The organism is Luteibacter anthropi, from assembly GCF_023699965.1.
In the GTDB taxonomy this organism is placed as follows: domain Bacteria; phylum Pseudomonadota; class Gammaproteobacteria; order Xanthomonadales; family Rhodanobacteraceae; genus Luteibacter; species Luteibacter anthropi.
The window spans coordinates 4,466,304-4,493,066 of record NZ_CP077072.1 but is presented as its reverse complement, the minus strand read 5'-3'; the positions used below and the strand labels follow the sequence as shown (position 1 = coordinate 4,493,066).

At 62.6% G+C, this 26,763-nt stretch carries 11 protein-coding genes and 1 pseudogene; 8 read left to right on the top strand and 4 right to left on the bottom strand.

All coding sequences use genetic code 11. The features are described 5' to 3' along the window. Positions 1-2: 2 nt before the first annotated feature. Complete coding sequence (locus KR767_RS18960; RefSeq protein ID WP_425602708.1) at positions 3-1,421, bottom strand: cytochrome ubiquinol oxidase subunit I; 1,419 nt, start codon at positions 1,419-1,421, stop codon at positions 3-5. A gap of 555 nt (positions 1,422-1,976) precedes the next feature. Between KR767_RS18960 and KR767_RS18955 the strand changes: the two genes are divergently transcribed. From KR767_RS18955 to KR767_RS18920, 8 genes and pseudogenes are all read left to right on the top strand, one after another. Continuing rightward, positions 1,977-3,665 carry a ShlB/FhaC/HecB family hemolysin secretion/activation protein gene (locus KR767_RS18955; protein ID WP_250877432.1) on the top strand — a complete coding sequence of 563 codons (1,689 nt, stop codon included), beginning with the start codon at positions 1,977-1,979 and terminating at the stop codon, positions 3,663-3,665. A 46-nt stretch (positions 3,666-3,711) separates the two neighbouring features. Continuing rightward, the gene (locus tag KR767_RS18950; protein ID WP_250877431.1) at positions 3,712-17,259 is read left to right on the top strand and encodes a polymorphic toxin type 46 domain-containing protein; all 13,548 of its coding nucleotides are present in this window, start codon (positions 3,712-3,714) and stop codon (positions 17,257-17,259) included. Between the two features lie 13 nt (positions 17,260-17,272). After that, the gene (locus tag KR767_RS18945) at positions 17,273-17,551 is read left to right on the top strand and encodes an immunity protein Tsi6 family protein (protein ID WP_250877430.1); all 279 of its coding nucleotides are present in this window, start codon (positions 17,273-17,275) and stop codon (positions 17,549-17,551) included. A gap of 114 nt (positions 17,552-17,665) precedes the next feature. Next, complete coding sequence (locus KR767_RS18940; RefSeq protein WP_250877429.1) at positions 17,666-18,001, top strand: hypothetical protein; 336 nt, start codon at positions 17,666-17,668, stop codon at positions 17,999-18,001. A gap of 74 nt (positions 18,002-18,075) precedes the next feature. After that, the gene (locus KR767_RS18935; RefSeq protein WP_250877428.1) at positions 18,076-18,258 is read left to right on the top strand and encodes a hypothetical protein; all 183 of its coding nucleotides are present in this window, start codon (positions 18,076-18,078) and stop codon (positions 18,256-18,258) included. Positions 18,259-18,471: 213 nt separating this feature from the next. After that, positions 18,472-18,606, top strand: a pseudogene (locus tag KR767_RS18930) (transposase); the annotation flags it as partial. Between the two features lie 121 nt (positions 18,607-18,727). Continuing rightward, on the top strand, positions 18,728-18,979 hold the full coding sequence (locus tag KR767_RS18925) for a hypothetical protein (RefSeq protein WP_250877427.1): 252 nt from the start codon (positions 18,728-18,730) through the stop codon (positions 18,977-18,979). Between the two features lie 550 nt (positions 18,980-19,529). Then, the gene (locus KR767_RS18920) at positions 19,530-20,009 is read left to right on the top strand and encodes a hypothetical protein (RefSeq protein WP_250877426.1); all 480 of its coding nucleotides are present in this window, start codon (positions 19,530-19,532) and stop codon (positions 20,007-20,009) included. A gap of 415 nt (positions 20,010-20,424) precedes the next feature. On the opposite strand, the gene KR767_RS18915 is transcribed toward KR767_RS18920, so the two are convergent. The 3 genes from KR767_RS18915 to KR767_RS18905 form a co-directional block, all read right to left on the bottom strand. Next, a protein-coding gene (locus KR767_RS18915) for an IS3 family transposase (protein ID WP_425602707.1) occupies positions 20,425-21,500 on the bottom strand; the annotation gives its coding sequence in 2 pieces (ribosomal slippage) (positions 20,425-21,242 and positions 21,242-21,500; 1,077 coding nt in all). A gap of 199 nt (positions 21,501-21,699) precedes the next feature. After that, the gene (locus KR767_RS18910) at positions 21,700-25,050 is read right to left on the bottom strand and encodes a P-loop NTPase fold protein (protein WP_250877425.1); all 3,351 of its coding nucleotides are present in this window, start codon (positions 25,048-25,050) and stop codon (positions 21,700-21,702) included. A gap of 48 nt (positions 25,051-25,098) precedes the next feature. Further along, positions 25,099-26,616, bottom strand: a complete 1,518-nt coding sequence (locus KR767_RS18905; RefSeq protein ID WP_250877424.1) for an SEC-C metal-binding domain-containing protein — start codon at positions 26,614-26,616, stop codon at positions 25,099-25,101. Between the last annotated feature and the right edge of the window lie 147 nt (positions 26,617-26,763).

Sequence of the window (26,763 nt, the reverse complement as noted above, 5' to 3'; positions counted from 1 at the left end):
GTTTACTCGTCGATGGCGTCGGTAGGACGGGATAGCGGGCGGTGCGCAAAACGATCGTGTCCCGCACCCGTGCCTTCTTCTTCGCTATGGGCTTCGTGATCGAGCGTTTCGGGGCCCTTCGCCATGAGACGCAGCATGTAGTAGCCCCCCGTACCGAATACGAGGAAGTACACCACCACGAAGGTCAGCAACGAGGTGCCGACCTGATTGACGGTAACCGCCGATGCCGCATCCTTGGTGCGCAATACGCCGTAGACGACCCAGGGCTGTCGTCCCGCCTCGGTGGTCACCCAGCCGGCCAGCAGCGCGACCAGGCCGGCCGGAGCCGACAGAAGCACCAGACGCTGGAACCATGCGGCGTGGTACAGGCGCTTGCCGCGACGGAGCCACAGGCCGAGCACCGCAATCAACAGCATCAAGAGCCCCATCGCTACCATGAGCCGGAAGCTCCAGAAGACCAGGGGCGAAAAAGGCCGGTCTTCTTTCGGGAACGATTTCAGGCCCTGGATCTCGCCGTCCCAGGTATGCGTGAGGATGAGGCTGCCCAGATGGGGCACCTTCAGGGCGAAGTGCGTGGTTTCCTGCGCCATGTCCGGCCAGCCGAACAGGTTGAGGGACGTACCACCGCGTTCTGTTGCCCAAAGCCCTTCGATGGCAGCGATCTTGGCGGGCTGGTACTTCCGGGTATTCAGGCCGTGGGCATCGCCGGCCGCGATCTGAAGCGGCACGACGAGAAGCAGCATCCACAGCGCCATGGAGAACGACTTGCGGATGGCGCGGTCCCGGCGGCCGCGTAGCAGGTGCCATGCGGCGCAACCCGCCACGATCATCGCCGCGACGATGTAGGCGGCGAGCGCCATATGCACCAGGCGGTACGGGAACGAAGGATTGAAGACGATCTTCAGCCAGTCCACCGGCACGGCTTTGCCATTTACCAGCTCGAAGCCCTGCGGTGTCTGCATCCAGCTGTTCGAGGAAAGTATCCAGAACGTGGAGATCAGCGTGCCTGTGGCGACCATGAGCGTGGCGAAGAAATGGGCGCGCGGCCCGACTCGTGTCCAGCCGAAGAGCATGATGCCGAGGAAACCGGCTTCCAGGAAAAAGGCCGTCATGACCTCGAAGGCAAGCAGGGGGCCCGTGACTGGTCCGGCCACCGCCGAGAATCCGGCCCAGTTGGTGCCGAACTCGTAACTCATCACCACGCCGGATACGACGCCCATGGCGAATCCAACAGCGAAGATCTTTGACCAGAAGAAGAACAGTTGCTTGTAGACAGGCTTGCCCGTCTTCAGCCACAACCCTTCGAGCACGGCCAGAAAGCTCGCCAGGCCGATGCTGATGGCCGGGAAAATGATGTGGAACGACACGGTAAAGGCAAACTGCCACCGGGCGAGGAATAGCGCTTGATCGGGGAGAATCACTTGCGCACCTATGGGGACTGAGCACATGGAAGCGGTGGAGAGGTGAGCGTCACTTCGTGGGGGGCGAAGTGACTGCCTGTCCATCGTCGTCCGCACTATGGTGCTCTCACCGATCAGCGAACGGCACAATCCTGCGTCAATGCGCCGTGCGTCAAAGCGTCCTGCGTCAAAGCGTCTTTGGTGTCATGCAAGCGAGCAGTCTCCGCTTCGTGAGGTTTAAGCGACACCACGTAAGGGATCGCTGTTGTACCAAAGTTCGAAATCGTTATGCTTCATTGATTCCGTTCTTCGGATTCGGGGAGTGGCACGGGCGTCATACCGGGGTGGGCACATCGGGTACCCGTAGAGCACTCTCCGTGTCATGGCCGGCGATACTCCGTTTCACGGTCGATTTTCGACCGGGCGGTCCATGAATCTTTTTTTCGTTCCAGCCCTAAAGTTTTCGGCAGGGCAGCCGATGTCGTCCCTGATCGCCTGTACAGGGGGGCGTTCCAGTCATGGAGGAGCCGCGTTCGCGTCGGCTTCCCGCACATTCGGAAGTGTGGAGTGGGCAGCATGGGTTTTCAGGGGGCGCGCCGTTGGCGTGCCATGGGGCGGACGCTGCTGGTCGGTGGCGCCGTACTCGTAGCAGGGGTGGCGCTGGGGCAGACCACCCTCGACAAGCAGGAACAACTGCGCCGTGCGCAGCGGTTGGACCAGAAAGAGGCGGAGCGCCAGGAGACGCCGTTCCAACCCTTGCCGCCGACGGCCGTCGAGCGGCTCGATGCGCCGTTGCCGAAGGAAACACCGTGCTTCGACCTGCACGCGCTCCGTCTGGAGGGTGAACGGGCCGACGAGTTCGGCTGGGCGCAGCGCTACCTCGATCGCTTCGTTGGCCAGTGCGTGGGGCGTGCAGGGCTCGAGGCCCTGCAGCGACGCCTTTCCAATGAGCTGATCGCCCGTGGTTTCGTTACCACGCGCGTCGGCGTGCCGGCGCAGGACATCGCCCAGGGCACGCTGCGTATGCTGCTGGTACCGGGCACGGTCCGGCGCATCCGCTTTGCGGAGGGCTCGCCCGTCCTGAACTGGCGCACGGCGTTTCCGCTGCGTGAGGGTGATCTGCTGAACCTGCATGCCATCGAGCAGGGGCTTGAGCAACTCAAGCGCGTGCCCTCGCAGGACGTCAGCATGGATATCGCGCCGGGTGGGGAAGTCGGGGAATCCGACGTGGTGCTCACCGTGCACACCACGCGGCGCTGGCATGTCGTGCTCGATGCCGGCGACGCCGGGCTGAAGGGTACCGGGCGCTACCAGGGCAACCTCAACATGTCGCTGGACAATCCGCTGGGCTGGAACGATCTCTTCTCGATCGGCGCTGGCCACGCGCTGGCCACGCACGCGGATGGCGGCAGCACCTTCAGCGAAAACGCCACCTATAGCGTGCCGTGGGGCTGGTGGACGTTCAGTGGCTCGGTGTCCACGTACCGTTACCGGCAGTGGATCGAAGGCTTCCAGACCCGGTTTCGCTCCACCGGCACGTCCACGTCAAGCGACGTGACCATCCAGCGCCTGCTCACGCGCGGCACATCGAGCAAGACCTCGATCGAGGCGCGCGTGGCGACGCGCAGCGCACACAGCTACATCCAGGGCGTGGAAGTGGGTATCCAGCGGCAGCGCGTGGCAAGTGCCGAACTGGCCCTGGTGCATCGTCATTACCTGGGCCAGGCACAGCTGGACGCGCGCCTGGGCTACCAGCGCGGCACGCCGTGGTTCGGCAGCCAGTGGAACGCGTACGACCCCGAGATCGGTTTCCCGACCAACCGTTACGGCCTGACCACGCTGGACATCTCGCTCAGCCAGCCCTTGCAGTTCGGCAGGCAGCCAGTGATCTGGGACAGCAGCCTTCGCCTGCAGCATTCGACGGACCACCTGCCGGCCGCGGAACTGCTGACCATCGGCGGCCGCTACTCGGTACGCGGTTTCGATGGCGAGCAGACCCTCGCCGGAGAGCGGGGCGGCTACCTGCGCAATACGCTGACGTTTCCCATCGGGATCCTTGCGCCGTACATCGGCGCGGACATCGGCCGGATCTCCGGCCCAGGATCGCAGGCCAGTAACAAGCAGCTGGCGGGCGCCGTGGTCGGTGTGCGCGGCAGTTATCGGGGCCTGAGCTGGGATCTCTTCGCGGGACGGCGGCTCCACGCGCCACATGGTTTCGATACCGAGCAGCCAGCGACCGGCTTCCAGCTGATCTACCAGTTCTGAATATTCGCAGGACGACGCCGTCGAACGGCGATCCAGGGAACATGTCATGAAGACGAACACGGATACGAATGGCCGCCCGCAGGGCGCACGAATCACTGGACAGGTGCTGCTGCGCGCGGTGCCGCTGGCCGTGGCGCTGGCCGCGGTGGGTATCCCGGTGGTTTCCTGGGCGCAGGTGGTTCCCGATGCCGCCGCCGGCACGCATCAGCCGAAGATGGATTCGGCCGCCAACGGCGTTCCCGTCGTCGATATCGTCGCGCCCAACGCGGCGGGTGTCTCGCATAACAAGTACCGCCGCTTCGACGTCGATCAGCGCGGTCTGATCCTCAACAACAGCGGGTCCATCTCGCGAACCCAGCTCGGCGGCTATATTGCCGGCAACGACAATCTGAAGAACGGCGAAGCCTCGCTGATCCTCAACGAGGTCACCTCGGGCCTGCCGAGCAGCCTGCGCGGTTACGTCGAGGTGGGTGGCAAGGCCGCTCCGGTGGTCATCGCCAACCCTTACGGCATCACCTGCGACGGCTGCGGCATCATCAACAGCCAGCGCTTCACCCTGACCACCGGCACGCCCGTGTTCGGCGGCAGCGGCAGCCTCGATGCCTTCCACGTCACCGGTGGCAGCATCGCCATCGGCAGTGGTGGCCTGGATACCGCGGCCGTCGACCGCACCGACCTCATCGCCCGCGCGGTCCAGGTCAACGGACAGATCTGGGCGAAGGACCTCAGCGTCATCGCCGGCAGCAACGACGCAGGCTATACCGATGCGAGCGTCCGCGCGGGTCAGGCGACCGGGGCGCGCACGGGCGTGGCGATCGACGTCGCGGCGCTGGGTGGCATGTATGCGGAGAAGATCCGCCTGGTGGGTACCGAGGCCGGCGTCGGCGTGGTCAGCAGTGGCGTCATCGCCGCGCAAGCCGGCGACCTCACGCTGAGCAGCGCGGGCGAAGTGCGCCTGACGGGCAAGACGGTTGCGATGAACCGGCTCGGCCTCGACGCGGCCGGCCCGGTCACGCTCGACGGTACCCTCGGCACACAGACGGGCGACGTGCTCCTGACCACGCAGGGCGCGCTGGCCCTGCACGGCAGCGTCATCGCCGCCAACGCCTTGAGCATGCGCGCCTACGGTGACATCGACCAATCCGGCCGGCTCAATGCCGGCAGTGGTCTGACACTCGCGACGTCCGGTGCGCTGCGTAACAGTGGCGTGGTCTACACAGGGCAGGCCTTCGATATCTCGACAGGCACGGGTCTGCGCAACGACGGCATCATCTATGCGGCCGGCGGCGGCCGCGCCTCGGCAGGTGGCGCGCTGGAAACGACGGCCACGAGCACGCTGCACGCCGGTAATGCGTTGTCGGTGGATGCAGGTTCCGTGAGTAGCCTCGGAGTCATCGATGCCGGTGGTGCGCTGGCGCTGGCGAGCCGTGGCGACACCACGCTCGACGGCGCCGTGCAGGCTGGTGGTGATCTTTCCCTGCAAGGTGCGGGCGTTCTCGCCAACCGGGCCAGCGTCGTCTCAGGCGGTCGTCTGGATGCGCAGGCAGCCTCCATCGGCAATGAAAGCACGGGCGTGCTCTCCGCCACCGGCGCCCTTGCCGTCACCACGGCGAGGGCGCTCGCCAACCAGGGCAGCTTGTATGCCGGCGGCGACATCTCGCTGACGGCGGCGGCGCTCACCCAGGCTGCGACGGCACGGATCTACGGCGGCGGCAACGTCCAGGCACTGATATCCGGGGATACGATCAATGGCGGCAGCCTGGTCGGTGGCAACGGTTTGAGTCTGACGACGCAAGGTCTCGTCAGTACGGGGGAGCTGGGTACGCGGCAGGGCGATGCGGCGTTGACCAGCGCCGGCGACATGACCCTCGGGGGCAACACCGTGATCGCCGGCGCACTGCGCGCACGCAGCGGCGGTAACCTCCAGCAAACGGGGCAACTTACCGCCGGCTCGCTCGATGTGGATGCGGTCGCGCTGTCCAATACTGGTTCGATCTACGGTCGTGGCGACGCGTCCGTGCATACATCGAACACCCTGGCCAACAGCGGCTCGCTGTATGGCGATGGTTCGCTGATGCTCAACGCCGACGGCAGCGTGGTCAACACCGGTACGCTGCACGCGGGTAACGACGTGGGCGTGCAGGCGCGCACGATCGATAGCGGCAAGCAGATCGACGCGGGCAGGGACATGCGCCTTTCGGCGGATGCGATCCACACGGCGGGTGCCGTGCAGGCTGGCCGTGATCTGTCGCTGACCACCGGCGGTACGCTGGACAACGATGGGCAGGTCGTCGCCGGCCGGGACATCGGTGTCAACGCGGCCACCCTGACGAACACGGGCGCCTTGTCCGCCACGCACGACCTCGCGCTGAGCATCACGGGTGACGTGGCGAACAACGGCAGGCTGTATGCGGGTCATGCCCTGACCGTGGATGCGAACACGGTCTCGCTCGGCGCATCCGCCGCGGCGACCGGCGCGGATACCGCGACACTGACCCTGCGTGGGGATCTCCACAACGCCGGTAGCCTCGTTGCGGGTACGGCGCTGAACGTCACCGCCGCGGGCCTCGACTCCAGCGGCTCGCTGGGATCGACGCTGGGCACCGTAGGCGTCACCTCCACGCAGGGCGATGTTCGCCTGACCGGCACTACGTCCGGCGCGGGTGCGCTGATTGCCCGGTCGGCGCAGAACCTCGTCGTCGACGGCACCCTCAGTGGGGCTTCGCTAGACATGGGCGCGGCCGGATCGATGGCCCTGGCGGGCTCGATCTACGCCGCCGGTACGTCAGCGTTCAATGCCATGCAGTCGCTCACGTCCACGGGTACCGTCTATACGGATGGTGACCTCTCGTTTCATGCGGGCACCACGCTGGACGCGTCGGGCACGATCCACAGCGGTACGAACCTGAGCGCGTCGGCCGGCACGCTGACAAGTCACGGCGTGCTCGATGCGGGCCAGGATCTCAGCCTTCAGGCTGGCACGACGACGCTCGGCGGCACGCTGCAGGCAGGACGCGACCTGGCGTTGAACGCTACGACGACACTGACGAACGGCGCGCAAGCCATCGCGGGGCGCGATGTGGCCCTGGGCGCGGCGACGATCGTAAACACCGGTGCGGTGTCCGCCACCCGTGCGCTTGCCGTGACCGGCAGCGGCGATCTCACGAACGACGGCAGCCTGTATGCGGGCGCAAACCTCTCGTTGCGCACGAATGGCCTGGGTCAGGGCGCGAACGGACAGATCAGTGCCGCGCAGGCCATCGACCTCGTACTGGCCGGAGCCTTCTCCAGTGCCGGACGCCTCGTCGCCGGACAGGGCCTCACCGTTACGGCGGCCAGCCTCGCCAGCACCGGACAACTCGGCACGCTCGCAGGCGATGTCGCGCTGACGACGACGCAAGGCAACCTCACGCTTGGCGGTACGACCGTATCGGCCGGTGGTCTCAAGGTTACCTCGGCCGGCGACGTGGCGCAGACCGGTTCGTTGAGCGCGAAGACGCTGACGCTCGATGCCTCGGGTGCGGTGCAATTGTCGGGCAGTACGTACAGCGACGCCGACGCGACGCTGAAGGCGGGCACGAACCTCACCGTGGACGGGACGCTGTCGTCCGCTACCCAGGCAACGTTGTCGGCGACACAGGGACTCGCCGTCGGTGCCGCTGGCGTGATGCATGCCGGCGGTGACCTGCAGATTCATGCGGCGTCGATTGCCTCGCAGGGGACGCTCGATGCGGGCAACGATGCGATATTGAACGCGGGGTCGATCGATCTGTCCGGGCGCGTACAGGCCGCGCGTGACGCGCGCCTCTCCGGCGACACAATGCGCAACGCATCGACCCTGGTTGCCGCGCGAGACGTCATGCTCGGCAGCACGCATGCGGCCAACCTCGCCAATGGCGCGATCAGCGCGCAGCGTAATCTCGCCGTGACCGTGGCGCAGGATGTCGTCAACGATGGCATCCTTTACGCCGGCCAGCTCTTCACGCTCGACGCGTCGAGCTTCGCCCAGGGTACACAGGCACAGGCCACCGGCAACACCGGGCTCACCATCACCCTGAACGGCGCACTCGACAGCGCAGGCAGTATCGTCGGTGGCAATGGGGTGACGATCGGTGCCGGCAGCCTGCGCAGCACCGGCCAGCTGGGAACCACCCAGGGCGATGTAAACCTGACGACGACGCAGGGCGACCTCGCGCTCGCCGGTACGACCGTCGCAGCGGGCAACCTGCATGCGACCTCGGCCGGCGCACTGGCTCAGACCGGCTCGCTGAGCGCAACGGCGGTGGATCTTTCATCGGCGGCGGATCTGACCCTGGCCGGCGACACGTCCAGTCATGCAGGCATGACCCTCGGCACCGCAACGGCGCTGCACAACAACGGCACCGTCTACGCAGGAAAGAGCCTCGGCGTTCATGCCGGCGGCGGCTTCGACAACAGCGGTGCGGTTGGCGCGCAGGAGGCTGTGACCCTCGACATCGGTGGCGTGTTCACGCAGACGGCATCCGCTACGTTGCAGGGCAACGGCCCGGTGAGCGTCGTGGCCGGAAGTATCGACAGCAAGGGTGTGCTGGCCAGTGCCCAGGATCTGCAGCTGACCGGGCATGGCAACGTGGCCCTGGCAGGAGTCACGCAGGCGGGCGGCATGCTTCGCGTCGATGCCGACGGGGATATGACCAATGCCGGCAAGCTGGCGTCCGGCTCGGCGATGACGCTGACCGGCACGAACATCGCCAATGCAGCGACGGGCAGTCTTTCCACGGGCGATACACTGGCGCTCGCCGCGCGCGGCACCCTGGACAACCAGGGCACGATCTACGCCGGCAAGGCGCTGACTCTCGGTGCGTCCACGTTCAATCAGGGCGCTGCGGCGCAGACCTATGGAGCGGATACCCTCGCTATCGACGTGGCAGGTGCCTTGCAGAACGCGGGTAACCTTGTCGCTGCGAAGGGCATGGACGTTCGCGCAGGCAGTGTCGCGACGACCGGCATGCTTGGTACGCAGCAGGGTGACATCGCCATCCTCTCGCGGCAGGGCGATCTCGCCCTCGGTGGTACGGTGTCGTCTGCGGGGCGCCTCGATGCCTCGACCAGCGCCGCGCTACACCAGAGCGGTCAGCTGGCTGCCACGAGCCTTTCGTTGACGGCCACGGGCGACCTGACCACCTCCGGCGATATCGTGGTGCAGGATGCTGCGCTGAAGAGCGGCGGTATCCTGAGCCAGAACGGTACCCTCGGCGCGAACGGCATCACCCTCGACGCTACGACCGTGAACAACAGCGGCCGCACGCTCTCATCGGGCGACCTGACCGTGCGCGCCCAGACCATCGGTGTCGACGGCATACTCGGCGCGGGTGTGAAGCAGGATGGCTCACTGGGTACGAGTGGCACGCTGCATACGCTTGCCGGCAAGACCCTCACCGCGCACGGCAGCCTGCTGGCTGGCGGTGTGCTGGACGTGCAGGCCGATGCGCTCGATCTTTCCAACGGCACGCAGCGCGCGGGTAGCGATGCCACGCTGCTGGCCCGCGTGGGCGACATCGACCATACGGGTGGCGATCTCGCCATCGGCGGCGTGCTGACGGCGCAGACCAGCGGCAAGCTGATCAACCGCGGCGCCAATGGCCACACGGCACGCATGCAGGCGGGACAGCTCTCGCTGACCACCGGCAGCCTCGACAACGGTGCCGGCCAGCTCCTGCAGACCGGTACGGCGACAACCTCGATCAAGACCACCGGCGTGCTCGACAACACCGGCGGCACGATCGCGACCAACGCCGCCGGCCTCGCCCTGCGCGGCACCCGGCTGGTCAACACCGACGGCAACGTACAGGTGGCGGGAACGGGCCTGCTCGATATCAACGTGAGCCAGGACGTCGATAACCGGCAGGGCACGCTTACGGCCAATGGCACGACCCAGGTCGTGGCTGGCGGTGGCATCGCCAACGACGGCGGCCTTATCAATGCGCACGGCGATACGTCGCTGTCGGGTGCGTCGCTGAGTAATACGGCGAACGGTGCGATATCTGGCAGCACGCTGGACGTGACTGTCACGGGCGCGGTGAACAACGGCGGCGGCCTGCTCCAGGCGACGTCGGGCGCGACGCATGTCGACGCGGGAAGCCTGACCAACGCGGGCGGTACGGTGCAGGCCGCCAACGGTGCCGTGAACCTCGGTATCACCAGCACGCTCGACAACGGCGGCGGTACGATCGCGGCCGGTGCCGCCGCGCAGCTCAATGCGGCAAGCCTGAGCAACGTCAGTGGCGTGATCTCGGGCGGTACGCTCGGGCTGCAGGTTGGTGACGCGGTCAACAACAGCAGCGGCCTGTTGCAGAGCCGCGGCAACCTCGACCTGCGCACGGTAAACGGCCTCACCAACAACGCGGGCCGAATCGAAAGCAACGGCGCCACCACGCTCAATGCCGGTTCACTGGCCAATATCGGCGGCCGTATCGCCAATGCGAGTGCACAGGTCACGCAGGTAGCCACCGGTGGCGCGATCGACAACCGTGGCGGCACGCTGGGTGGGCAGGGCGACGTGAACCTCACGGCGTCGTCGATCGGCAACAGTCAGGCTGGCACGCTGGTGGCCGCCGGCAACATGACGCTGTCGACCGGCCAGCTCGACAACAGCAACGGCACGACGTATGCCGGCAATACGTTCACCTTCAACAACGGCGGTGCGACCGTCTACAACGCGGGCGGCAAGATCACCGCCGGGCGCCAGCTCAATCTCAGCCTGCTTACGCTGGAGAACAGCGGCGGCACCGTACAAGCCGGCATCGACGGCGTGGGTGGCGTGGGCAATGTCGCCCTCGACATCCGCAACCTCGTCGGGCAGGGCACGATCGTTGCCAATAACACGCTGGGCATGCACCTGGTCGGCGACTACATCCAGGCCGCAGGCTCCAGCATCAAGGCGAACGGTGGTTTCAACCTCGCGGTGGACGGCCAGTTCGTCAACAACGGCAGCATCCAGGCGGTACAGGGCCTTTCGATCAGTGCGGCGAACATCACCAACAGCGCCGGCGCGCTGCTGAACTCCGCGAACACCCAGCTCACTACGGGTGGCACGATCACCAACGCGGGAAGCATCCAGGGCGACACGGTGGGGCTGCATGCTGGCACGGTGAACAATACCGGTACCATCATGGGGGGCGACGTCACGGTGCAGGCGGGAACCGTGATCAACGGTGCCGACATGGGCGCGCAGACCGGGAATGCCGCCTACCAGAGCGGCACCATTGCGGCGACGCGCAATGTCGATATCTATACGAACTACCTGCTCAACCGCGATGCGCAGGTGTTCAGCCTCGGCAACATCAACATCGCTGGCGCGGGCCGCAACGGCCAGGGCCTGTTCGACACGCGTGCCGGGCAGGTGGATAACTACTCCGGCTCGATCCAGGCGCAGGGCAGCATCCTGCTTGCCGCGAACCAGATCAACAACGTTCGACGGGTGTTGCAGACCGACAGCCATACGTTGACGCAGGCGGAGTACGACGCCTCCGAACCGCTGCCGATTGCCGACTACAAGCACAACATCAACAAGGTGCAGGAATACGAGACCTGGACCGAATACCACACCATCTCGCAGACCACGGTGGTGGCGGCGAGCGCACAGTCGCAGATCGTGGCCGGCGGCAACATCTCGTTGTACGGGTCGGTGACCAACAACACCTCGACGATCGCCGCGGCCGGTTTCCTGGCGGTCAACCAGGCGGGCGCGGGCGGCGGCACCGGCATGATCGCCGGCAACGAGAACGTCGCCAACCAGTCGCTGGCGCTGGGCCGCACGATCCAGTCCGTGGCCGTGACCCATCACATCGGGTGCGGCTGGGAGCCGGACCTGTGCCAGCCGACCCAGGAACAGGAGTCCTACACGCGCCGCCCTGATACCGATCCGTCGCATTACATCCACGACAACTACAACGCCTTGCCCACCGTGATGTCGGGCAGCCAGGGCGTGTCGATCGGGGGTGTGAATGTCAGCAACGGGAGTGTCACGGGCGATGGTCGTTCCGTATCCAACGCGCGTCTGGATCCCAACGCGCAGGTGATCGGCCTGTCGACGGCGAACAAGGGCGGTGCGCAGGCCGGTGGCGGTATCGCCATCGGCGCGCAGGTGGACCCTGCAACCGGTCACGCGCCGCAGGTGCTCGGAGGTGCGGGACAGCCACTGGCGGGGGTGACCCTGCCGACGGGCGGTATCTACTCGGTACGCGCGGCCGGTGCCGGCCAGAGCGTGGCCGTGGATGGCGGCAGTGCGTCCGCGCCATTGGCTGGCGCCAGCGGTGGTGGAAGCACGGTCACTGTCGATGGTCCGACCGGTGACAACCTCGTGCGCAGCACGGGCGGCGGTCAGCGCGTGGGCGTAGATGGCGTCGATGCCGGCGTACTCTCGGCCACGGCCGGCGGTGCGTCGGCGCGCGCGGTGGGGTCGATGGGCAATGCCTATCTCACCGCCTTGCTCGGTCATGCGCCGAGCAGCAACTACCTGATCGAGACGAACGCACGCTTCGCCGACTACAGCCAGTTCATCAGCAGCGACTATCTGCTCGACCACCTCGGCGTCGATCCCTCGCGCACCATGATGCGGCTGGGCGACGGCTTCTACGAACAGCAGCTGGTCACCCAGCAGGTGACCCAGCTCACCGGCCGTGCGTACCTGTCGGATTACTCCAGTGGCCTGGCCGAATACCAGGCGCTGATGAACAACGCCTCGAACGTGTCCAAGGCGATGAACCTCAGCGTCGGCGTGGCGCTTACGGCCGATCAGGTGAGCTCGCTCACCCAGGACATCGTGTGGCTCGTGCAGCAGAACGTGCAGGGCCACGACGTGCTCGTTCCCGTCGTCTACCTGGCCGGCGGCAGCCTGGGCCTGACCGCGCAGGGTGCGGTGATCGCCGGCAAGGACGTCACCATCGACGCGAGCGGCACGCTGGCGAACGACGGCCTGATCCGCGGCCAGAACAGCGCGGTACTTTCCGCGCAGAACCTGCTCAACAGCGGACGGATTTCCAGTGACGGGCTGACCGCGCTTTCGGCGACGAAGGACATCGTCAACACCAACGGCCGTATCGATGGTGCGGGTGTGGCGCTCGTGGCGGGTGGCGACATCCGCTCAGGGAACCTGACCGGGATCGGCGCGCGTGGCATGGAAGGTTCGAGCATCGTCGCGACGCAGGGCTTGCAGGTCAGCGCCGGGCACGATCTGTCATTGAACAGCACGGCCGTTTCGTCAGGTGGCAACGCGTTGCTGACCGCTGGCCACGACCTGTCGTTGAGCGGCAACGGTGTATCGGCGGGCGGCAACCTTACGCTGATGGCAGGTAACAACCTTTCGCTTGCCTCCACGCTCACTACCGACACGCCGTATCGCTGGAGCAGCGTGACGACGACGCATGCCGACGGCATCGGCCTGAGTGCAGGCAACAACCTGTCGTTGGTGGCGGGCAACGACCTGAGCCTGTCCGGCTCGAAGCTCACCGCCGGTGGTGACGCCATGCTCCAGGCAGGTCACGACCTGACCCTTGGCGCCGTGCAGACCGGCAATCGCTGGAACACCCAGACGCTTGGTACACAGATCGACGCGGGTGGCTCGCTCGGCCTCTCCGCCGGTCACGACCTCACTGTCCAGGCCGCCACCCTGAAAAGCGGTGCGGACATGGCGCTGCTCGCCGGTCACGACCTGTCGCTGACCGCTACCACCGACGGTAGCGCCAACCACGTCACCCACCAGGTGAGCACCCTCGATGCCGGCGGCAACCTGAGCATCGCGGCCGGTAACGATGCGCTTCTGCAAGGAACGCAGCTGACCGCGGGCAAGACGGTCGGCCTTCAGGCCGGCAACGACCTGGCCCTGTCCGCCGTCACGGACAGCACCTCGCAGACGTCGAGCTGGAAGGAAGGCAAGAAGCACATCACCCAGTCCACCACGGATGAAACCGTGCGCGGCGTGGACGTGAACGCGGGCACCGGCGTGCAGATGGTGGCCGGGCACGATCTCACGCTACAGGCGGCGGGCGTGAAGACGGCGGGCGACATCGCCCTGGGGGCTGGGCACGATCTGTCGCTGACGACAGCCGATGAGACGCATACGGTTGTTACGGATACGAAGAAAAAGAAGAGTGGTTTGTTCAGCAGCAAGACGACCACCACGCACGATGAAACCTCGAAGACGCTGGAGGTTGGTACGGCTCTCGATGGCAACAACGTCAAGTTGGTGGCCGGCAATGATCTCAATGCCACGGCCGCATCGGTCACAGCGAAGGGCGCCATCGGCCTGTCCGCCGGTCACGATGTGAACCTGCTGGCCGCAGAGGACGTCTACGACGAAAGCCACAGCAAGACGACCAAGCGCTCGGGCCTGACCCGTGGCTTGTTGCCCACTGACTACAACTACCAGACCCAGACCCGGGCGAACGCCGACGTCAGCGAGGATCATGTCGCGGTCGGCACGGTCCTGAGTGGCGATACGGTGACGGTCAGCGCGGGGCATGATCTGACCACGCAAGCGGCGCAAGTTGCCGGTACGCATGACGTGACCCTTGCGGCAGGCAACGACCTGAATATCGGAACGGCTGTCAGTACCCACGCCGAGGGCCACAAGCAAAGCGTCTCCACGTCGGGCTTCATCCAGAGCGGCCTCAGCGTCACCATCGGCAATCAGAAAACGAAGAACACGCTGGAGGTCACCCAGGTCGACGCCACCGGAAGCATGGTGGGCAGCACCGATGGCAAGGTGACCATCGCGTCCGGCAAGGACGTGCACATCACCGGGTCGGACATCCTGAGTCAGACCGGCACGACCATCGTGGGCCAGAACGTCACCATCGACGCGGGCCTCGGTACGGTCGACACCAAGCAGACCCAGTCGGTGCACTCCGGTGGTATCAATGTCGGCCTGACCGGCGGCATGGCCAGTGCGGCGCAGAGTGCATATGACTCTGCCCATCGCGCCGGCCAGGTCGACGATGATCGGCTCAAGGCCTTGTACGCCATGCAGGCGGGATATGGCATCTTCGATGCGGCGATGGGCGGCCGCGCCGCCGTAGCGGGGGCGCAAGGACAGGCGGCCGGCGGCAACGTTCCGGACGCCGATGGCAACACGGCGAGCGGTGCAGAGGGAGCGGCCAAGGCCAGCGGTGTCAGCTTGCGTGTCGGACTGGGAGCCAGCACGGCGAACAGCCGCGCGACAACGCATGACGACACCACGGCGGGAAGCACGTTGCGTAGCGGCGGCGACATCACCATCGCCGCGACCCACGGTGACCTCAACGTCATCGGCAGCCAGGTCGACGGCAAGAACGTCAGCCTGGCAGCGACGAACGACCTCAATCTGCTGAGCCAGCTCGAAGCTCATACGCAGAAGAGCAGCAGCACGAATGCGAGTGGCGAGGTCGGTTTCAGCATCGGCAGCCAGACGGGCATCTACGTAACGGCATCCGTCGGCAAGGGAATCGCCCACGGCAACGGCACGACGAACGCCAACACGTCTGTCAATGCGACCGACAAGCTGAGCATCATCGCGGGCAACGATGCCAACATCCTGGGCGCACAGGCCAAGGGCGAGACGGTCGTCGCGGCCATCGGTGGCGACCTGAATATCGCCAGTCAGCAGGCCACCAACGACTATGCCAGCAAGTATTGGCAGGTCGGTGGCACCTACGTGTACGGCTACGGCAGCCAGGTCAGCATCGCCGTGGGCAAGACCACCAGCAACTACACCAGCGTCGACCAGATCAGCGGCATAGGCGCGGGCAACGGTGGCTACGACATCTACGTCGGCGGCAACACTGACCTGAAGGGCGCGGTAATCGCCAGTTCCGCTGATGCATCGAAGAATGCACTCAGCACGGGCTCGCTGAGCTTCAGCGACCTGCAGAACAAGGCTGAGTACAAGTCATTCAGCGCAAGCGTATCCGGGGGCAGCGGCGGCTTTAACGGCGGCATGAGCGTGCCGCAGTCCAAGAGCTCGAGCAGCACGACCCAGGCGGGTATCGCCGAAGGGACGATCGATGTTCGTAACCAGCCGAGTATGGATCTAAGTGGGCTGGACCGGACGCCTGATATCGATGCGGGTGGTCTTAAGGCGATCTTCGATCAGAAGAAGGTGGCTGAGCGGGAAGCGATGGGGCAGGTGGCCGGTTATGTCGGCATGCGGGGCGCCGGTGACCTGGCCGGCCAAATGGGCTGGGCTGAAGGAAGCAAGGAACGAACGATTCTGCATGGTGCTGTAGGTGCGGCCATTGCGTCGCTGGGCGGTGGTGATGCTTTGGCCGGCGGCCTAGGTGCCGCCGCAAATCAAGCGGCTATACCCGCAATAGCAAGCTATTTGGTCGATCATGGCTATAAAGCGGACTCGCCCGAGTTCGCGACGATGATGCAGGTAGCCAGCGCCTCAATTGGAGCTGTGGCAGGCGGGGGGAGTGGAGCAGCTGCCGCGCTGGATGGGACGAAGTACAACTACCTTACTCATCGCCAGATCGATGAGTTGAAGGATGCGCTGGCGAACTGCGCGGATCAGGCGTGTAGGGATTCGGTAACGGCCGAGGCGAAGAAAGTCTCAGCATCGAACGATCTCGCACTTGCGATGACCTGCCAGAGTGGCGAAGCGGCTGCTTGCTACAAGGGGTTGGGCGCGCTCGAGTCGTACTACGGCAACGCATCTGTGCCGAGTTCGCTCAAGAAGGATCAGAGGCTGGACGCCGGACTGGAGCAATCGGGTTACTTTGGCGACATAGGACTGTGGGGAGGACTGCGTTCATCGGCCTATGCTTATCTGCCTCAGGATGATGAACGTGGGCTCTTCGTGGCTGGCGCCATCGTTGGCGCCGTACATGGCGCAATACCTTTCATTGGAAACGACGAACAATCCAATCCAAACAATCCGTTCTTTCCGAAGCAAGCTGGTAGTGCGTCAGTCGATTACACGACTAGTATGCCTTTGGGTATGGCCCAAGGGGCGTATGGTGGTGAAGTTGCCGGAAGCCTCGCATGGCTAGTCTTCACAGAAGGAGGGGCTTCACGTGGGTCATTCGCAGAGCAGGCAGTAACTTCTGGACGAGTTTCAAACACAGCAGATGTTGATGCTCTTGCTGCGCGGCGAGACTATCTCAATCTAAAATTCGACCGAGCAGGTGACCTGAATCTCGACATAAACATTCGGGGGAATCAGGAGGTGGCTTCCAATTACTTTCGTTCGCAAGGGATCTCTGAAGCCGATGCGAACGCATATATGAAAGGTATTGATTTTAGTAGGCAAGTAGACGTTCAGACGTTAAATGTAAACAAGCCGCTTTGGCAATATCAGGCGCCCGGCGCGCCGCAGGGTAACTGGTATTCATTCGACCCTAACGTGACGCCAAGTGAGCTTGGTATCAATCCAGATGGAATGAATCGTGCCGCTGGAATCGTTCAGCCAAAGATTCTGAATCAGTATATGACAGGGCAGCCTGTAAGTGTGCTACGTAGTACAGCGGCTGCGGTTGAGGATACCTGGTCTGTCCCAGGGAAGAGCTACCCTGCGGTTGGTGGAGAGCGGCAGATCTTTACCCCCCAGAAAGGGGCCTTTTACCTGTGGCCACGTTAATTAGGTGCGGAAAATGAATTCGCTAGAAACCGTGATGAACGCGCTCAACCTTGCGAAAGCCAGAATGACAGAGGTTCCGTCGTTCTCAATCTACCAGTCGATAGTGGCGCAGTTGGAGTATGTGGCTGACGTACTGCGTGGAGTTGAAATGGATCGTGGTCGACTGAGGGACGTAATGATTGGTCACTACGGTGCAAGGGAATTTGAAGAGAGCGACCCTGAATTTGCTTCAGCACTGAAAGATGCTCAGTTGATCGCCACAAAGATGTCAAAAGGCTTGAAGGTCTCGTAAGTGGCGTCCGAAAAGCAAAACGGACCAACGAGTGACCGTTGATCCGTTGCTTGATTGGTGGGGTGGGTCATGGTATCCCCGTGTCTTGGGGCATGTGGCCGGAAGGAAGGTGTCATGATCGACGATGAAGCCGACTTGAATTTTCGTCACTCAGTAGCGAGAAGGGCCATCGTGATGAAGAAGGATGAGAAAACATTTCCGGATCAGGTTTTTTCTGATCAATGGAAATGCTTTCTATTCTTTCAGTCGGATTATATGTTTTCATCAGATTTTGTTCTTGTTATTCAGCGTTTTCTTGAAGGAGAAGCAGGGTCTGTGGCGTGCCTGCTGAATCTTGACAAGGTGTCATCGTTGACGGATGTCCTCGAGACGACATTCTTCATCGATGGAGAAACGCTTGTTTCTGAGTATGACGCAGCGCTCCGAAATGACACGAGAGGCCTTCCCTGATTTTCGATGTAAATAGCTACATCTGTACCTCCGATATAGGCGAGTGGTGTATCTATTGTGAGAAAGGGAATGACGTGGCAGTGATCGCCTTTCGTGAGTCGTCGGGTAAAGCGAAATTCGGTGATTTGCTCCAGCTCCTGCACGCCGAGGCAATTGACGACCTGCTGTCCAATCCTTCTACTGCGACATTTCCGTTCAATGAGCTTGTCCCTTCGTGGGTCGCTAGTCTGATCGAAAATTATGGCCGCCGTGCTTAAAAGTGTTCTGAATTGCGTAGTATCCGGTGTATGGGATCATCGTTTCGATTCGATGTGTCAGGAGTGCGACAGAATGATCTCTCAGAATGAAATTGATCGGATTGGCATATCAAGAATAGTGGTAGTGGGAGGTCCTTATGACATAAGCTTCCCCATCTGACAGGCACCTCATACCTTGTATTTTCTGGCATTGTTTCCCCGTCAGGAGGATTCATGCGCACATCGACGCTTACCGCGATACGGGTGGTCTCAATTTTCAAGCAGGCTGATGCCGGGGTGCCTATGAAAGACCTTTGCCGGCAAGCGCGCATCAGCGTCGCCACGTACTACCAGTGGAAAAGCAAATACAGCATCCGTGTCGCTAGCCTTCATCCACCTAGCCCTCATCGTCGACGGGCTCAAGTCGTAGCATTGATAGGTCCTAAGACCGTTCACACCATAACCACAGTGCTCTTTGAGCGGTGAAGAAATGCTTGAAAGCATCCTTAAAGGTGAATCCCCCAGTGCAGTCTTTCGGCGTCTCGTTGAGGTAGATCCTTCAGTTACAAATATTCGACTGGCTGAAATTGTCAGGGAGGAGTTTGGTGCGCTAACCGGTCAGGCGCAGCAGCTGATTTGGCACTGGAAGGGGCCGGGAAAGAGCCAAGGAATGAGTGATGAAAATTTAGATGCAGCGCTTCAGGAGCTGTTTGTAAAGGCAGGCTATCTCGAGCAATACTAGAGACAGCCGCCTTGTACGGGCATTTCTACCGATCATGACCGTCGATGAGTGAGCATCATCGAATGGCGACATTGAGAATTAGATCCCAAGAAACAACATCCGCTTCCAATAAAATTCCAAGGACACTCGGAGTGCGGATATGTAAAATAAGTTAGTGTAACGTGCCTAGGCGAATTAAGTGGCGCCGCGATGGAGGAGAGGATATGGATAGGAATTGTCTGAATGTTGATCTTTCTAAGGGCTATCCTGTCGGGGCGGATATCGAGTACGAGTGTGGCGTGTGCGGCGATACGCTTGCCTCGATGCCCGTACACTCGGTCGCCTGCAAGTGCAGGAATGTTATCGTTGATGTTGATGCGGGGCGAGTTGCCGTTAAAGATAGTAATAAGTTCAAAGCTTGTGTGGTCATAGAGTAACTCGGGGCGAAGGCGAAAACGCCGGGCATAGTTTGACTATTTTTCTTAGTAGACCTCAATATTTCGATGAATGGACGATCATCAGTTGATGCCAGATAAGGCGTACCGGCAAGTAACGGATGTTGCTTTGATGCTTGAAAGTGAAGACCCTGGATACCTGCATTTACATGACGATATTTCTTCGATGGATAAAAAATGCGTCTACGTACATCGAGCTAAAGCCCGGTACATGGGAGTATTCGCTTAGCTCATGTCCTCGCGGCGTTTGCGATGCGGCACTTGGCGGAATATACGATGTGTTTGATGATGTGCTGGTTGCCATCTATGTTTCTGGTTCTGAGTTGTTTATAAGGATCGGCAATCAAGTGATTCCGGTAGTCGAAGGGGTTGCGGCGCGTATATACAGCACTGAGCTGAGTCGGCGCATAGAGATATTGCCAGGAGTCGGTGAAGCGATAGGATTGGATTATTCCGTGGGTGGAGATACGTTTTTTCTAAATCAATACCTGCATGCGGTTGATGCTGAAGATTTTGACATGGGATTTCTGATATTCAATATATTGAATGATCGACAAAGAATTGCGAATGTCAAGAGAGTATGGTTTCCTGGTTAACGTGTTCCCACGAAGTGATCAACTTTCGCATCGGGCGCACCAGTGTTTATTTCAAAGGCAAGTCATTAGGGTTCTATAAACTAGAAGTTTTTAATTACGGACGCAGTGATAAGGTCAGTGATCTGCGCAGAAATTCAGCCGCGTATGGATTTAGGGGCATCCGTGTTTCTGCCAGGTAGCGCGGCATGGTTACTGTTCTTCTTAGGTGCTGCTACGTAAATCCCTATGACGAGAGATTATTTTGACCTGCATGTAAAGCCAAGCTTGTCTAATTATGTATTCACTTATTCTTCGTTTTTAAACGGAGATTTCGGCGATATAGAAAGAGTTGAATTTTTCGGCCAGACGAGGCTTGGAGGAATCGATTTCTGCGACGTCCCCCCGCCTTCAGTAGCGGTCCGGTTTGAGTCCCGAGTTACTGTAACTGTTTTGCGTAGGCAGCGGGCGTCAGTCCGCCCAGTGCTATCTTCGGTCGCTCCTCGTTGTATTCACGGCGCCAGTTTTCGATTTCTGTGCGGGCGTGTAGAAGACTGGGAAACCAGTGCTCGTTGAGGCATTCATCGCGCAGTCGTCCATTGAATGATTCGATGTAAGCGTTCTGGTTCGGCTTGCCGGGCTCGATAAGCCTCAGCTGCACGCCACGGTCATGAGCCCAGCTGACCATGGCCTTGCCGCAGAACTCCTTTCCGTTATCGCTGCGAATCACCTTCGGTAGGCCGCGCGTGATCGCCAGGCGATCCATGACACGCGTCACGCCGATGCCCGAGATGGCCCGCTCGATTTCGATGGCGACGGCCTCATGCGTCGCATCATCGACGATCGTCAGGCATTTGATGACGCGGCCCTCGGCAGTACGATCGAACACGAAATCCATCGACCAGACCTCGTTCGCAGCCGCCGGGCGCAGCAGCGGCTGCCTTTGGGTCGGCGGGATTTTCTTTCGCCTGCGCTTCCGCACCTGGAGGTTAGCTTCCTGATACAGGCGCTCGACCCGCTTGTAATTGACCGTGTGTCCGGCTTGGCGAAGCTTCAGATAGATCATGCCTACGCCATAGCGTTTATGGCGATTCGCCAGCGCGCAGATCATCTCGCGCAGTTCGACGTTGCGGTCGGGGCGCGGCTCGTAGCGATAGGCGCTTGCGCTCATGTCGGCAATCGCCAGCGAACGGCGCTCGCTTAGTTCCCGGCCGACCAAGTAGCGCACCAGCTCACGCCGATCCGGTGCGCTCACCATTTTTTTCGCAGAGCGTCCTTGATGACCTCGTTTTCCAGAAGCTGCTCGGCGAGCAACTTCTTCAGGCGGCTGTTCTCCGCCTCCAGGTCCTTCAACCGTTTGGCCTCGGGCACGCTCATGCCGCCGAACTTGCTCCGCCACAGGTAATACGAGGCCTCGCTGAAGCCGTGTTTGCGGCATAAGTCTTTGACCGGCATGCCGGCTTCGACCTCACGCAGGAAGCCGATGATCTGTTCTTCGGAAAAGCGCTTCTTCACGTCCAATCTCCTTCTCGTGGGGAATTGGACTCGAAACCGGGGCACTACTCAAATCTGGGGGGACGTCGCTTTGCCGGGCGCGTGCCCGTACAGAAGGTTTGGCCTGTACTTCAGTCAGGCTTTTGACCGCGCAACATGTCGAGCCATTAACGCGTGCTCGACGCTGACATCATGACACGGTGCGTGAAGCCCGCCTGGGCTATCTTCCGTTTTCAGGCGGGGGCAAGGCCCACGTCAGCCGGAGTTCGCGTCCGAGTATTTTTCGTACGGGGTCGATGGACTCATCAAGCGACGAGATGGCCAGATCGAGGCATCTGCGTGTCTCATGGCTCGCCCGCCGGATGAGGATACCCATGTCGGCAACGACATGTCGGAGGACGTGTTCGTTGTCGACCCGGACCACGAGCTCGTCGGCGAGAAGCAGCAGTACGAGATCTGGGGTTTCGGCAAACGCCGGACGCAGGAGGATACGCGCCGCAGCTGGCCCGAGCAGGAAGTCGTCGAGTGGGACGAACGGACTGCGGTTGACCAGCCGGTGGCACAGCTCAGCGTACATCACTCCCGACCCAGGCTCAGCAAGGTATCCGGCAAGGACGAGCCACCGGTTGGACGCGCCCTCGGAGGCCGCCAGATGGGGCGAGTCGAGGGCCCGGGTGAGGGCTAACTGCAGGGTGCTCGTATCGGCAGGGGCCACGGCGGCGAACGACAAGAGCGGGATAACCCGTTCGTCCCGCCAGAGCACGGTCTCCCACTGGCTTTCGGAGAAGTTCGATACCGTCTGCGTCAGTGTTTCGAGCGCCCGCTCGCGCAGTGACTCGTGCCGGATAAGGAGCTCAAAGAGCCCCTTCGTGTTCTCGTCAACGCTCATCCGGCCGAGGGCCGCCCAGAAGTCCTCCGTCCCCGCGAGGCGGACGATGGCGGTCTCAAACAGCGTCGGTTCAAGCAAGCTGCGTAACGCGCTTGCAGCCAGCATCAGCCCGTCGACCGGCTCGGTGAGAATGTGCCAGGTGCGCACACGGTCCTCGATGAGCGGCTCAAGCGGGTAGGCGAGCGCACGGTGCTCGGCGGCCATATGTGCAAGGATGCTCGTCGTGAGCGTCGCCGAGAGCGAAAACTCATCAAGCGCACGCGGCAGCGCATTCCAAAGCTCAGGCCAGTCGCTCTCCGGCGAACCTTGGTTGAAGAGATGGGGAACGCTTCCGGGCGAGTGGGCAAGGCTCAGTGCAATCCCGCGTGACACAGTTTCCGCATCGAGCATCTGGCTCGCCTCCGAGATCCGGCCAGCCAGGGTGTTTTGTTCGGCGAACCGTGCCACCGCATCATGTGCCTGCTCGTGGGTCGCCTGCAGGAGGCCGAGGAGGAGTAGGGCGTTTCCGGCCTTGCTGGGAGACCCCCGCATGACGGCATTTTCCGCCTGCCCGAGCGGCCCTTCCCAGTCGACCTTACCACCCCACTTGAAGAGTGCGCGGATACGCTCGTCGGCGGGCTCACCGGAAAAGGCGAGATTGGCAAAGTCGCCCGTGATGACAGACCCAAGGTCAGCCGCCGTGACCGTCGTGCGGAAATCAACGGGCAGAGGATGCCCGGCGAACTCGGCAAGGAGGGCGACAAAGAAGTCGGCATTGCCGGGAACGTTGAAGGGCTGTGTTCCGGTGTGCTCACGGGGCTGGCGGTCGGGGAGCTGCCTGAGTAGGTCGGCCAGTGTTGCGGCAAACACATTCGACGCCTTGACACTGAATACCCCATTGAATTGCAGCACGAGCTGCTGCAGCCACGTGCGCCGACGGCCAGGGTCGACACGCTGGGCGATATTGATGAGCCCTTCGCTCTCTTCCTCGGAAAACGGTAGCCATTGGGTCGAGTCGATCGCAGCCTTGGCAAGCTGTGTCCACAGATGCGCGCTGCCGGCGTCCGTGTCGCTGATGCATTCTGCAACGAGGAACGCGGCGTTCGTGAGTGGACCCTGCGGGGCGTTTTGTTGCTGGACCATGGCCTCCAGGACGCGGGCGAGGACGGCGTCGAAGCCGGGCAGTTGCTGCGCGGCGCGGAACTCCAGCAAGCTCCGCTCGTCTATGGCCCGCCGGAGCGGTCCCTCAAGCAGGACGGACATGGCCTTGGCCGCCGAGACACCAAAGTGCATGGCAGCCAGGGCCCGCCGCCAGTCGTCGTCGAACGCGGCCACCGGCGCCCGGGAGGCGACCGCTGCCATGATGTCCGTGTCGATTGCCTGCTGGTCGATGGCGTACCAGGCAATCGACGCAAACGTCAGATCCTCTCGGTGCCACTGCAGCCAGGCAACACCGATGCGGTTGAGGATGGACTTGATACGGCGCGGAGTGATGGGGGCGTCGTCTTTCAGGAAGTGCGCGTCAAGCAGTCGGGTGACGATGCGCACCGCGTCCAGATTGGGGAGCGTCGGGAACATGACTCCGAGCTGGGACCCCACGTAATCCTGCCAGTCGAGAAACGCCGGACGGGGCAGGCGGAGGGTCAGGTCAAAGGTCTTGTCCATGAACGACTCGGCGCGGGCCCGCGAGTCGTCCCCCTTGCCGTTTCTCGAATACAGTCGCTCGACCGCCTTCTCGTCAATGGGCAGGAGAATGGTCGCATGGGCGTCGGTCGTTGCGCCGTTCGCCCCCGTAGACCGCCGGTCGCCGAGGAAGAATGTCCGGATGACGGCCCACAGGCCGAGTGCTTCTTCTTCAGGCAAGCGGTCGAGGTTGTCGATGACGACAAGAAGGCGTTTCCTTCCCTTGGCAAGCTCACCAAGGACGGAATGGACAACGGTCTGGAATTCGATGCTCGACGGCGTCGGATCCCGGTAGACCTTGTTCTGCCGTGTGCCACCCGTCTTCAAAAGGAGCAACGATGCGAGCGGCTCATCGCGATAGACGGTCGCGCGGCGCCACCAGTTGCCCCAATGGTAAAAGTCGCCCGTCCAAAACCGCCAGGTCGGGCGTGAGGCGACGTAGTAGACAAGGCCTGCGGCGGGAAGGACGAGGCTGGTGATAACGCCAAACCAGGTCCCGGCCGATGCGCCCCCCGCGAGAAGGTCCGCAAGGTCGCTGGCCTTCGCCAGAAGGCCGACGCCAAGCGCGGTGACCGGGACCGCAAGGCGCACCATGGACGCGAGCGCCGAGTTGAGCGGCGTCTCCACCGTCCGGGTCACATCGAGCCGGCCCGTGATGCGGTGGAGCTGCTCCGTCCAGTCCTTACCTGGGGTTAGGGCATTGTCGGCGACAAAGCGGACGAGGGCCTCGAGGAACGCGCGACGGGGCGAGTCGCCCTGGTTGAGCCAGGCGTCAAAGGTAAAGGTCAGGTACTCAACGTCAGACCGGCCGGCAAGCGCCGTCTCCACGAAGCCCACGACGGTTGATTTTCCGCTGCCCCAGGGGCCAAGCAGGCCGACAATACGGATGCCTGGGTCGGTGCAGATGGCCTCACTGATGAGTTCGGCAATGCGCTTGTGCGGGCCGAATGAGTCGACCGCCGACGCCTCATCGTGCAGGAACTGGAGGGCAGGGGACTGCTGCGGTTTCTGACGGTCCATGTTCAATCCCAAGGGGGCTGCGCAAGGGTACGCACGGCAGGCGTCCGGTCAACCCTCCCCACCAGTGACCAGGCCGTAGCTTGGCGCATGGCGCGGACCGGAGAGGTTGCAGCATTTCTTGTTCTTGCGGCCCGACCCGCACGGGCACGGCTCGTTCCGGCCGAAGCGGCGGGGCAAGTCGTCAAACGCAGGCAATCGACCCAGGGTCATATCCTCGACGGTATCGAGGATATTGTACTCGCGCATCACCCGCTCGGCCTCGCGGAGGGTCTCCTCATCGAGCGGTCCGTCGATCTCGGAATAAATCATCGTCTCCGACGCACCGCCACTGCCGCGCGTCTGCGCCCCGATGACGAGAACCTCGCGTACCCCGCGTATCTTGAACGGGATGACTAATGCGTACATCTCCAGCAATGCCCGGCGGAACGCCCGGTAGTCCACGTAGTCGGTATCCGGTGGAACCGGCACGAAGACAAATGCATAGATCCGGTCAGGAACGCAGAGCGATCGCACAAGGCTCGCGCTTCTCGCATCGGTTGGGACCGAGTTGTACTTGCGGCCGAACTCGGCGGCCAGCCGTGCCCGAGAGGCCATGTTCTCGGAGGCGGCGACCCGCAAGGCCCGCTCATGCATCCACAGCGGGGTGTCGTTGGCCTCACCGGTATTCGCCTCCACGATGGACGCATCGAAATGATCCAGCATCCTGCCCCAGGGGCGTGCCGATTCCCGCTGGGCAGCGTGCAACCTGTACCGGTCCGATGTGCGGAACCCAACCCATTCCCCCTCGGGGATGGCAAGCCTCGCTCGCATGACCTTGCTGTCGAAAGGCAGCGCGCCATAGCCGTCGGCGCCGCGTTCATAGAGGTAGAACGCCAGCAGGTCCTCCTCGCCGGCGTACAGCATCAGATGCCCGCCCCGGATGGCTGCAGCCTTTTTCGTCAGGTAGTCGATGAGGTCCGCGATGGTACCGAGTTCACCGAGGACACGGTCGAGGCTTGCGCGGTCGAAGACGTGGACGAACGTGCGCTTCGGGTCGAGGTCGCCGACGACAAAGGGGTGCGGCGTCATCTCCTCCGGATGCTCCGGGAACTGGAACATCAGGGTCGATGAGCTGCCGGGAGCCAGGGAGTCAAAGTGTGCCTGCGCGGCGTCTTCGCTGTTTGCCGTCACCGCAATGAGGTGGATGCGGGTCTTTTCATTGACCAGTGGAAACGGGAAGGGCTTGTTCAACCCGGGGTCGAGGTACACCTCGTTCGGTGAGCGTCGCAGGTATTGTTCGGCACCCCACAGCTGTTTGGCGGATTTTTCGATGGCACGTCGGTACCAGCGCGACCAGGCGACCATGACGTCAGGATGCGGCGACCATGTTTCGTCCTTGTCGGAAAAAAGCAGGATGTCGTCACCGAAGACAACCGTGAGATCCGCGAGCTCCTGGGCAACCCCGTTTTTCTCCCGTCGCGACAAGCCCGGGTAGGACCACAGCCGCAGCAGATGGTGTCTTGCAAGGGCGGCGAGATGCCGCTCCCGGGGTGTGACACCGTCGTTCTGGTCGATGGGGGTAAGCATTGGATGGACCCTCCCTGAGGGTCGCCATGGAACCCCAGACGCCCTCTGCCGTCAACACATGTTGTCCTTCCGATCTCACCAACGGTGCCGATATGCGTTGCTTGGAACCGGGTTTGAATGAGGGCGCATGAGCGGGAAACATCAACT